Raw genomic sequence first — 11,811 nt, 5'->3', positions numbered from 1 at the left:
ATAGAGAGGGATTTTCTTTATTCTGTGAAGAATGACATATATTTTATGGGAGCCTGACCAGCGTTTAACGGGCCACTCAGAAAGCTGGCAAATTAACGAAAAAATAATCTATTTTTCATATATTCTTATAGGCACTTGATTTTAACCAAACAATAAAATCAATAATGAATCAACAGCATACCATACTAAAGAAAACGAGCTCTCTGGGGTTTAAATCAATTGGTGATCACCGTTAAGAAAAGCTTAAAATTCACACTCAAAACTATTAAAATAAAATATAGACTCAATGCAGACATCTACCGTTTTTTAATTAACCCTAACCTCAACAAAAATCACTTTAGATCTTTGATAAATTCAATTGCATCCCCGACACTGGTTTTTGCATTTTCAACATGGGCCATATGCCCAATGCTCTTGTAAATTATTAACTTACTGGCAGGTATTTTATTTGAAAAATAGCTTCCAACCTCTAAGGGAATGATTTTGTCATCCTCTCCCCATATAAACAGGATTGGAGTTTTAATATTTTCAAGACCAATTAACGGCTGAAAATTTAATGTGGAATTTGCCACCAGATTAATAGCCGTACCACGATTTTTATCATAACGAGATAGCAGATAAATACGCTCAACCATTGCTTCTGGCAGGTTATTCGGATCGTAAAACATTTTGGAGCGGAGCATTTTGCGCAACAGGCCACGACTGCCCAGATGGGAAATCAGACGGCGCCCCCAGTGACTGGTGGCAAAGTGAGCCAAACTGGTGGACATTTCCAGTCCCTTATCGCATTGATAGCCTCCCGGCGAAATAAGGATTACGGCCTCAGCTGAATCGGGATGCTCAACCAAATACCGTAAGACACTATTTCCACCGAAAGAATGCCCAACCAACACGAACCTCTCAAGCTTCATAAACTTGATAAATTTTGTAATAAAATCGGCAAAGTGCTTGGGCGTGTAGGTTCCACCCGGTAAGGGATCAGTCAGGCCATGACCAGGTAAATCAACCAATATTACGTGATAATCTTTTGATAGAACCTCAGCCCAATCATTCCAGGCACTTAGTGAATCACCACCACCATGGAAACATAAAATTACCGGGTGTCCCTCTGGACCCATTTCCCGATAATTTACTGAGAATCCATCATCGAAAGACAACTGGTTAAATGAATATTGAGATAACTCATTACGATTAAGGCTTGGACTGAAAAAAGCCATCCACAGTAGCCAAACCAAAATAAGCAGGAGTATCAGAACAATCCAGAATGTCATGATCTTGAAGGGGCCTCCCTGACCCGCGGTAGTCTTTTGTCATTCCTTATGCCACGGTTATCTGCTAAACGTTTATCTCCGCAGTAAATAACCTCGTGGGAGCCACACCACATGGTGGTTATCAAATATTATCTGCAAGAGTCTAAAATTTAGCTAAATTCCTGGCTTCGTATAACTCGGAAATTCAGTTCCTACAGGAAAATAGATAGGCAGGTCAGATTTACCATCAATGACGGAACTTTAAAGATTGCTGCGACAGTTTTTAATAGATCCGCCGCCAACCCCATGTCTCTTGCTGAATTAAAGGGAATCTCCACAATTCACGGATAATCCCTTATCTACACCATACCTAGAGTTCCCTACAAGAGGATAGACTGCAGTTAACGACGGGATCAGGGGAGACACCGCCGGGGGGCTACGAAGGTTTTATTCCATGTCCAAAACTTCCCTTGTTGCTCGTCGTATGGATTCCAAAGACAGGATTATATCCTCGTCATTAGTCGCCCACGAAGAAACACTCAGGCGTAAAGCTGTCTTTCCCTGCCACACTGTCGTGCCAAACCAGCAAACGCCTCCTTCCTGTACTGCACGCACGATACGGTGTAATTCATCCTCACTACCAATTGTGGCCACTACCTGGTTCAGGACAACTTCATTGAGTAGCTCATAGCCCATATCCAACAGTCCCTGTGCCAGTTGTCGAGCATAAGAACAACAACGCTCTATCAGTTCAGCGACCCCATCAGTGCCCATCTCCTGGATTGCAGCCCATACTTCAACGCCACGCGCTCGACGGGAGAATTCTGGCACCATATCCTTGGGAGGTCGTCCACCCCCCTCTTGCAGGTAAGGCGCCTGGGTAGTCATTACCCGGTAAACCGCCTCCGCATCCTTACAAATAGCAACGCCACAGTCGTACGGCGTATTCAGCCATTTGTGGCCATCTACCGCCCAGGAATCTGCCAGCTCCACTCCCTCGGTCAAATAGGCCTTGAGCGGCGACGCAGATGCCCACAAGCCAAAAGCACCATCAATATGTACCCAGGCTCCGGCCTCACGGGCTTTAGGAATAATCTCACTAAAGGGATCGAAGTGGCCGGAATTCACATTACCGGCCTGCAGGCAAACGATGGTACTTTCATCCATCTTCGGAAAACAGTCTATGCGAACCCTCCCCTGACGATCGCAGCGAGCTTTGACTAATTGGCCAGTGCCAATACCGAGAATGGACAACGCCTTATGCACAGTGACATGGGATTCCTCAGAAACAATAATGCGTAACGGGGGGGCACCAGCAAGGCCAGTACGCACCAGATCAATATCCAATTTTGCATACTGGTAATTTCTGGCCGCGGCCAGACAGACCATATTGGCCATGGAAGAACCAGTGGTAAAACCCACACTGCTTTTTTTCGGCAGTCCCAAAAGTTGCAGCAACCAATCGGCAGCTATTCTTTCAAGGTAAATTGCCGAGGGCGCAGACTCCTCCAGCACTGCCACTTGATCCCAGGCCGCATTTAAAACGGAAGCCCCCATCGCCGCCGGTGTGGAGCCACCAACTACCAAACCGAAAAAACGCCCACCGGTACTTGCTACCGTGGCGGGAGAAGCATAACGGTGAAGATCCGAAATTACCTGCTGGGCATTCACCCCTTCGCACAAAAGGGTGGAGTTCAGATTTTCCAGAGCATCCAGGTCTGAAGGTGATGGGCCGACTCTTCTCTCACGAACTCCAGATATATACTCTTCAGCATATTGCGCTGCTCTGGAAAAAGCTTGTAGAGATAACTTTTTATTCGTGAGCTTTTTAGTTTCCATACGCTATATCTCACACTATTGAATTCCAATCTTTCAATTGTATATATTACATAAATAACAATCGGTTTATCAATTAAAAAATTGATATTACAATTTTATCCAGCACTATTTATAGAGAGATTAAAAATAATTTTTTGAGACAAAATTCCAGGTCTGTTTAAAAAGTAACTGGTGCCCACTGGGGCTTGCATGGAGGCCATCTTCTGCTAGAAGATTGGAAATCTCCCTATCGCGCCACAGTAAATCAAAGTCCAGTATAGGAACCGCTTCTAAAGAGGCGACCTCTCTCACCACCTGAGAATAAACCTTAGCATCCGAACGAAAGAAATAACTATCGCTTTTCAGAAAAGGAGTAGTACGCTGCTCATCAAAGGGAATACCTGTCATCACAAAGGTGGGAGCAAGCATCTTGGAAATCTGCAATAGATTTAGCATTTCATTGCGAAAAACTTTAAGCGCCACTTCAGTATTAGCTTTTGCCCCTCCGATACGACATATATCGTTGAAGCCGGGGTATATCCCGATCAGGTGGGGACTTCTTGGAGGGAGCTCACTGGAAATCCTAAGAGCTAATGCTTTCACATTTTCTCCAAATACACCCAGGGAGTAAACCAAGTTTTTAGGGTTCATGGGTTCGAAATGAAATCGAAATCTTTGAACAAAACCACCTAGCTCTGTATCACCTCTCCCATAAATAGAACTCGAACCAATAAAAACGATTTTTCTGGGTATTCTTTCAGCCATGGGAAGTCTCTAAATCATAGTATTGACCAAACATTCAGCTCTATTCATCTTAATATATCTACATACTAACTATTCACCGTCAGGGTCAAGCCTACTATCGAGAAGTAAAAAATCCAAAACTATACTCAGTATAGACACAGCTTAATTACCGAAATACACCAAAACTTTCGATAAACAATTAATACAATGCCACACAAATTCTCGTGAAAAGGTCATTAAGAATTATGATTAAAGCCACTGGGTGGATAGAGGTAAATCGATGAAACTCGGGAAATCTAAGCTTTGCGGCGAGATGCCATACAGCAACTTTGATAAAGGAATCTATTGATCACTACCGGATACAGCGGCATGAGGTATTGATGACTATGGCTTTAATTCTGTAGGTTTTGAACAGCTCTACCTTCTCTCGCGAAACAGATACACTCAAATGGGCCCTAAGCCCAATTGAGTGTTACATAGTACTGGAGAGATACACGGTTCGTACTTTGATAATCTTGCGATCAGATACGTACCGTCCAGAACAGACGAATCACATTGGCAGAGAAACTGTAAGCTGGCTCAGCTCCAGGGGTGATTGCGGTACTATCCCCATGAACTGTCACGTCGAGGAAATCCTCGTAATCAAACAGGATATGGTCCCAATACAAATTAATGGTATTCCTACGATTGAGCAGGGACCAGCGTTGTGGCAACTCGTAGGAAACTCCCAAGCCGAATGCCAAGGTGGTAAAATTGCTCATCTCCTTATCCCGCGCACGAAAATTTGTGGCATTCAGATAGGGAAACAGGTCGCTATAAAAATCAGCACTGGTTTGTTGGTAGTAGCGTATCTTAGCTTCAAAAATCCACTCATCCCGCTCTTCCAGCGGGTGGGTATAGCGGAATTCCACATTATCTGCGGTTATCCCCCAGCTATCCGCATAGCGGCGGTATTCACCTTTTACTGACGCACGGTAAGGCAGCCGATATTTCGCCCTAATAGCCAAGGCATCACTGTTACGTGTTCTCGGATAGACCTCCGCCTGATAACTAAATCCAGAGCCCGATGCCGGGTCCAGGTAGCGTACACTGCGGTAGGGGTTATTAAGAAACCCTTCATCGGAGACTGTCTCCACACTCAGTTCAGCAATCAGTTTCTGAGTAAGTATCTGATTCCAGCTGAGAGCGTAACGACGGTGTTCTGCCACATCGGCAAAATTCTCATCGCCATTGCGAAAAACTTCATCGCTACCATAACTGACACGCAGATCAATAGTACTAAGATCACCAAAAAATCCCTGACTAACACCAAAAGCAACGGTTTCAGCTTCATAGTCATTCTCTGAACTATTGGTGTAGCCAACGCTGATAGTTGTTTTATCTACAAGGTAGTCCGCACCCAGGGAGTACTGATCGCGCTGTTCAGAATATTCACTTGCCGTTGCCTCCACATCAATAGAAGCTCCGGAGATCATATCCACATAGTAATTTGCAGAAAAGGAGACATTGTTGCCAATATTCTTACGTATCAATACCGAGGGGCCATCAATGGTAACCCCTCCACCACTATAAGCATGGTACAGATTATCGGCCCGCTCCTCAGGTAACACAGCAGCAGAAGTGTAGGTGGGGAACATCAATCCTAAAGCAAGGCAATTTCGCAACAATTTAGTTACAACCACATCCGCCTCCACTTCCACCCTCAGCACCCCTGGCGGCCTCACGGGCTTCATAGACATGGTTCATGTAGCTGGCGGCAACCGGATCGCTTTCAAACCCCATAATGGGGTCTGCCAGGTACTGTCGCTCATAAGGTGCCACCCAGGGCGTTACTGTGCAGCCACTGAACAGCGATACCGCCAACAGCGGCAACAAGTAGCGCAACATGGTGTTACTCCCGGATTAATTCCTTGATAATTTTTTTATAGGCGGCTTCATCACCATCCCGATAACCTTTGTGAATGTGGCGCACATTGCCATCACGGTCGATAAATACTGTGCTTGGCATAGCATCGATGCCGTACATCTTACTCACTTCACTGGTACTGTCGAACAGGATTGGAAAATCTACAGGTATTTTTCCCAGCAGCTTTTCTGCATCGGAGCGTTGCGCATCCACATTAACACCCCAGACCTGGAATCCAGCTGCGGCATAACGCTCATGTAACTTATCCAGCAAAGGCATTTCCTGGCGACAGGGTCCGCACCAGGAAGCCCAGAAATTCAACATAATTACTTCACCACGCTGTTCCTCCAGGCGCAGGTTGCTCCCCTTATTGGAAGCCAGGGTAAAATCCTTGGAAGGTTCGGACGCACTCGCACTTATCGAGGAGATAAGTAATGTAAATAACGCAACAAGTCGTAACATTTAAAAATCCTTACTGTAAATTTAGCCTGCAGCTGTAATCAGAAAAAGACGGTAAAGCCAAGTTGAGTTGAAAGGTTATGGGTTTTCTCTGCCTCACCAAACAGCTCGTGTTCAAAAACATGATCACGCACGTCAAAGCGCAGTGCTAGCCAGTCATTCGCCAGCAGGCGCACCCCAGCACCAAAATTGTAGGTAAAGTGTTCTTCATCAGCAAAGGAGGTATTACCTGCACCACTCACCAAGTAAAAATCGGTATTAAAGGCCCAGTCATCTGAAATAAAATATTCCCCCTGAAAAATATTCCAACCCAGAGAGAAGTTGTAATAGCTCAGTTCACGTTGCTCATCAGTAAGTAAGGGAGCGGCACCGCTTAAGCGCTCAAAACTTGATTCACCCAGCTCAGTCTGCGCATAAGTTCCCTCTATAAACAGGTCTTCAGTAATATGGTAGGAAACCGAGGTACCATAGACCGCATTAGAGCCGAAATCCTCTACATTGATTACTCCGGCAAAAACACCGAGCTCAATATTTTCACTATCGATCAGCGCATCACGAACCTCGCGACGTTCCAGGTCAGAGGCAACAATATCGGCTATAACATCCTCACCCTGCTGGGCGACACAGGCCTGTGCACTGAACAGGGCAGACAGAGTTGCAGTGCCTACAGATATACGTCGAAACCAAGTTTCCACTCGACTATCTCCTGATTATTTTCCCGCGAGGTGAGCAGGTAGTGGTTGGTATATTCCGCTTTGAGAGCAAAGCGGCGTGATAAATAGGTTTTAATACCGAGGCCCGCAAGCATTACCGTATCCTGACGGTCTTCTGTAGCGATAATAGTGGCGTTGGGAGAGGTGATATTCAGGCCTGCACCAAGGAGGAAATACGGGGATAAACGCCAGCGAGGAAATGGCTGATGCACGATCGCCATTTGATAAACCAAGCTATCGGAGAATTCACCTATTGCCTGGGTCGCACGAAGTTCTGTGGATAAATTAGCGCTAAACTGATACCCCAGTGTCGCTCCCATGGAATTGGCCCCGGCAAAATCCCCATAGGAGAAGCCCAGGTAAAAGTACCCTGCCTCCACATCTCTGAAATCCGGCAGGGGTACCCTTACCAGCTCACCTGCCTCACCATAAATTTCCTGTAGGTCTGATACCTTTACCCATCCAGTTTTGTTACGCGACGCCAGTACTTTTACCCAGTCGGTACGACGTTTGAGCAACCAGATTTTTTCCCCATATTCCGCCACATGGAAAATCGGGTAACCGCGACCAGGGCCGCGATAAATATTGATAAAGGCATTGCCAACGGTGACCAGTTCAGCATCCGTAGGTACCTCTCTCTCCGCCTCAGTGATAACTACTGCTGAGTATTCAGTATTCTCCTGTTCTCCCACTGCGGCTACCGGTTTATCCACCGGGGATACTTTCGCATCTACCGCTGGGCTCTCCATTGATGCAATCGTTGTTCCCTCTTGTGCAACTACCGGAAGCGAGATCAGAAGCGCACCCAGCAGCAGGGAAATACCTGTGTAGTTATGTATTTTCAACATGAATCAGTCAGCCGGTGCCGCAAATGGATCGTTGTAATATTGGGCACCGATATCCAACCATTCAGCAACCAGGCGCAGCTCAGCGGGCTGCAAATATCCGGCATGAGCACCACCAGAGGAAAACACCGGGAAAAAACTGCTCTCCAAAGCAGTTTCAGCTAATAGCGCAGAAGTACTTACAACAACCATCACCGGTATCGGATCACCGTTCACATCGAGAAGCAGATTACCTTCCTCATCAGTTTCAAATACCGGATTACCCTGGTTGTCTATTTCCTGACGCAATCGCGGAGTCAAAATTCCATCGACTAGATCCAATACCGGGCTGTCTGCCAGTAATTCGGCATAGGAAGTAAACCAGGCATCGTTCACTGTAGATGCACTGGCAGTCAGATCCAATTGTGCAGCGGGCACACGCGTAGCTCCGGCCGCATCCACAGGGGAGTGACAGGCGATGCAGGTATTATCACTGATAACGGTGCCGGCATTATCCATAACCTGGCGTGACAGTTCCCAGATTGGCTGGATATGCTGCTCGTAGTGAATAACGCTTCGACAGCCACCATTCCAGTTATCCAAACAAGTCAGGGGTGTTGGGGGGCTGGTAAGTAAGTCGGCGTAGGCCAGGGAAATATCTGCATCCTTGGCCCTCACAGCCGGGTCAGTCCATATATCGGAAAATTGAAGATCCCCATTTAATCCCGCTTCACCGACAAGTCGCGCCAACAGCTGTGCCATGGTTTCTCCCATTTCAGCCAGCAGGGCGGGTTCGGTGTTGGCGAAGGGGGCGGCGGAGGTGGGGGCGCCAGCCCAGGAGGATTCCAGCTCCATATCCACGCGACCGTGGGCAACTTCACTTTCGCTGGTATGGCAACCATTACAGTTGCGCACCTCTCCTGGCCGCAGCTGCAACCAGTTATTGTGCTGCTCAAAAATTCGTTTGCCCTCAGCATCTACTACTGAAATTGCCAGGGGAACATCTGCGGGTACCTTTACACGTACAGAGCCATCCGGCTGAATCGGCGTATAACCAAGAATCTCTCGCATACCCTGGCGACGGTTACGTCCGAAGGCAGATCCATCAAAGTCCAATATATCGTCATCGGGAATTGCCACAGCTTTTATGATGCGCAGAAAACGTGCAGGGCGCTCACCGGCACTAGTAGCGGACGGATCGGCGAGGGTTTCAATTCCAGCAATATCCTCCCCATCAAAATCGTACACACTGCGAATATCCAGGATACCCACAGACTCCTGCACCAGGTCTCCATCTACATCCACTCCGGCAATTGGGTCTGGAATATAAGTGGGCTCGGTACGGGGTTCCAGAGTGACCCCTTCAGAGATCATTTCTCCCTCTTCTGCCACCACTAAAGGCAGCTGGGTTCCGGCCTCGTAATCATAAATCCACAGTCCGTAGTGGGGATCCGCCAGTACCGGTTCTTCCTCTTCATCCAGAGTTTCCGGACAGGGACGTAATAACTCCGTCTCTTCTTCCACAATACGGCATTCACTCCAGGAGACCAGCATACGACTGGTGCCATCGTAGAATGGCCAAGCTGCAGCGAATGTTCCGTGTGGGGACAAAGTGCCGTCCGTGGTGACTTCATCGAAGGAAATAGTGGACTGCCCAACTAACTCTCCTTCACTACCGGCTTCACTGTAAGCCTCGCTGTAATTTATCCCATCAATTGCCACAAGATCACCGCCATAACTGCTACCAGCTGGCGAGCGGAGGTTTACCAGTAAACGTCCATCGGGCATTTCACGCGGCCTGAAAAAAGCCGCAACAGAATTCTCTGTACCGGTTTCCTGGCTGTGATAACCATAGTGAAATGACAGGTCACTGCCATCGGGCTTGATGGTATACAAGCTTAAGCGATCCACGCCGGCAGCATTATCCCAGCGATTAAACAGGATACGGCCGTTGTTCAAGACCGTAGGGTTGAGATCATGACTTTGATTAAATGATATCTGGCGAATGTCGCTGCCATCTGCCTCCATCACATGCAAAACAAAAGCCGGTTCATCCTGATCATCTGTCAGCGCTGAAAATTGAGGCTTGTTGTCATCCAATAACAAAGCGCGTGCTCGGCGCTGGCGAGAGGAGGAGAACACGATACGACCATCTGGCAGGAAAGCGGGGGCCACATCCTGCCCCTCCTCCGCGATGAGGTCAGATTCTATGACCCTTTTTAGCTCTACAGTCTCAAGGTCATACAACCAGATATTCCAGCTGGGTTGTTCATCATCATCTACGTCTTCAATCTCAGGAGCACGCATGGCGAACACCAGGCGCTTGCCGTCCGCAGAGGTATTCAGGTCTTTAACGTCGTAATCGCCAGTGAAAATATCCGCAGAAATGATAGTCTCTGTAGAGCTTGCAGTTGCGCGATCCTTCAATATCAGCTCTGCACCGGGGAAAAAATCCTGAGGCTGGTAAATATCGTCCTTTTCCAGGACATCCTCATCATCTTTATTGAGCTGACGACGAACAAAAGCAATGGGATAATCCACCACCACTGGGTCTTCCGCTTGTTCTCCACCACCTGAAGAACTGCCGCCACCACTACAAGCAGCTACCAGCAATAAAAGCGGTATTGCACGCAAAGATTTCATTATTTTTTATCCACCCGGCATAGGCACCAGCAATGCACCGGTAATTTCGCTGAAGGCCTAACATTATTCTGTGCACGGTTTTTACCGCTGAGGGTAATTCTCGCAAGTTGCGCACAAAAAGTTTGCCAACTGGAACGCAAATATTAAAAGTCATTCTGACAATATTGAAATCTGCTCTTAGTATGCCTTGCCATATCCCACTGACCTCACCGACAAAATAATCCAATGAAAAATAATTCGTCTCGAGCGCGTGTGATCCAGCTCACAGTGGTAGGCGCAATACTTGGGACTGGTCTTTGGAGTGGCTCTGCTCTCGCTGCTCCCCAGGACCAGGCCCTACAAATTCACAGTCGTATTACCGGCACGGTTCCATCCGAGAGTGTGTTGCTGGATATGGCCGAAGATATTGCCAATGGCGATCCTACCGCCGCTGCCTACACGGCTATGCAGCACGATGCTTTTTATAACGTCACCCTGAAAAATCTCGCCACCCCCTGGACCAACGAGGAACAGGATGTATTTGCACCGCTAAACGACTACAGCGCGACTGTCATCGGCATGGTGCGAGACGATATGGATTTTCGTCAGCTACTGTCAGCGAATATTCTCTATACCGGTAGTGTTTCCGGGTTGCCCGGTTACAGCACCAGCAACAATGATCACTATGAAGCCCTGGAAGCCGGCGGCTACTCATTGAAAGACAACCTGGCGCAACGGAGTCAGTCCTCTCTCAATGGACTACCTGGCGATGCCACCGCCGGAGTGATTACCAGTCGTGCGGCTGCAAAGGCTTTTTTTAGTGCCGGCACCAATCGCGCCATGTTCCGCTTTACCATGCTCAATCACATGTGCCGGGATATGGAGCAGGTGCAGGACACTTCGCGTCCGCCAGACCGGATTCGCCAGGATGTGAGTCGCAGCCCGGGCGGCGACAGCCGTGTATTCCAGAATAACTGTGTCAGTTGTCACAGCGGCATGGATCCCATGGCCCAGGCATTTGCCTATTACGACTATGTATACGATGCGGATAATGATCCGCAAGGTGAAAGTGGAACACTTGACTACAATGGCGCTGGAGATACAGATCCCGAAACCGGTAGTCGGGTAAAAGCTAAAAATCATATTAATGCTGCGAACTTCCCTCACGGGTTCCAGCTTCCTGACGATCGCTGGGATAACTACTGGCGCGAGGGGCCCAACCTGCACCTGGGTTGGAGCAACGCTCTGCCCGGCAGCGGCAATGGAGCAAAATCACTCGGTGAAGAGCTGGCTAACAGCCGCGCTTTTGCCACCTGCCAAGTCACCAAGGTTTTTCGTCAGGTCTGTTTGCGAGAACCTGAGGATTCCAGCGATCGCACACGTATCGAAGCCATTACCGACGACTTCAGCAACTCCGATTTCAACCTGAAGCAGGTTTATGCCGATGCCGCGGTTTACTGCGCGGGGGATTAATA

10 protein-coding genes are annotated in these 11,811 nt (G+C 47.9%); 1 reads left to right on the top strand and 9 read right to left on the bottom strand.

What is annotated here, in order from left to right:
* Positions 1-332: 332 nt before the first annotated feature.
* The 9 genes from GL2_RS08195 to GL2_RS08155 all read right to left on the bottom strand — a co-directional run bounded on the left by GL2_RS08195 (position 333) and on the right by GL2_RS08155 (position 10,357).
* Positions 333-1,217: an alpha/beta fold hydrolase gene (locus GL2_RS08195; protein WP_172621091.1), complete on the bottom strand. Its 885-nt coding sequence runs from the start codon at positions 1,215-1,217 to the stop codon at positions 333-335.
* A 480-nt stretch (positions 1,218-1,697) separates the two neighbouring features.
* Positions 1,698-3,089, bottom strand: coding sequence for a pyridoxal-dependent decarboxylase (locus tag GL2_RS08190; protein WP_143730193.1), 1,392 nt, complete (start codon positions 3,087-3,089; stop codon positions 1,698-1,700).
* 120 nt (positions 3,090-3,209) lie between these two features.
* On the bottom strand, positions 3,210-3,833 hold the full coding sequence (locus tag GL2_RS08185) for a GDSL-type esterase/lipase family protein (protein WP_143730192.1): 624 nt from the start codon (positions 3,831-3,833) through the stop codon (positions 3,210-3,212).
* A 500-nt stretch (positions 3,834-4,333) separates the two neighbouring features.
* Positions 4,334-5,494, bottom strand: coding sequence for a DUF3570 domain-containing protein (locus GL2_RS08180; RefSeq protein ID WP_197736534.1), 1,161 nt, complete (start codon positions 5,492-5,494; stop codon positions 4,334-4,336).
* Positions 5,481-5,699: a DUF4266 domain-containing protein gene (locus GL2_RS08175; protein ID WP_143730191.1), complete on the bottom strand. Its 219-nt coding sequence runs from the start codon at positions 5,697-5,699 to the stop codon at positions 5,481-5,483. The genes GL2_RS08180 and GL2_RS08175 overlap by 14 nt, the downstream gene beginning before the upstream one ends.
* Positions 5,700-5,703: 4 nt before the next feature.
* Positions 5,704-6,180 carry a TlpA disulfide reductase family protein gene (locus GL2_RS08170; protein WP_143730190.1) on the bottom strand — a complete coding sequence of 159 codons (477 nt, stop codon included), beginning with the start codon at positions 6,178-6,180 and terminating at the stop codon, positions 5,704-5,706.
* 38 nt (positions 6,181-6,218) lie between these two features.
* Positions 6,219-6,872 (bottom strand): outer membrane beta-barrel domain-containing protein, encoded by a 654-nt coding sequence (locus GL2_RS08165; RefSeq protein ID WP_143730189.1) that lies wholly within the window; start codon positions 6,870-6,872, stop codon positions 6,219-6,221.
* Complete coding sequence (locus GL2_RS08160; RefSeq protein ID WP_143730188.1) at positions 6,842-7,738, bottom strand: outer membrane beta-barrel protein; 897 nt, start codon at positions 7,736-7,738, stop codon at positions 6,842-6,844. Before GL2_RS08160 ends, GL2_RS08165 begins: the two co-directional genes overlap by 31 nt.
* Positions 7,739-7,741: 3 nt before the next feature.
* Entirely contained in the window at positions 7,742-10,357 is a 2,616-nt protein-coding gene (locus tag GL2_RS08155) for a PD40 domain-containing protein (protein WP_143730187.1), read from the bottom strand.
* A 225-nt stretch (positions 10,358-10,582) separates the two neighbouring features.
* On the opposite strand from GL2_RS08155, the gene GL2_RS08150 reads away from it, so the two are divergent.
* Positions 10,583-11,809 carry a hypothetical protein gene (locus GL2_RS08150; RefSeq protein ID WP_232053793.1) on the top strand — a complete coding sequence of 409 codons (1,227 nt, stop codon included), beginning with the start codon at positions 10,583-10,585 and terminating at the stop codon, positions 11,807-11,809.
* Positions 11,810-11,811: the final 2 nt, after the last annotated feature.

Origin of the sequence: Microbulbifer sp. GL-2, assembly GCF_007183175.1 — a bacterium.
Taxonomy (GTDB): Bacteria; Pseudomonadota; Gammaproteobacteria; order Pseudomonadales; family Cellvibrionaceae; genus Microbulbifer.
This window is presented reverse-complemented; position numbering and strand designations above follow the sequence as displayed.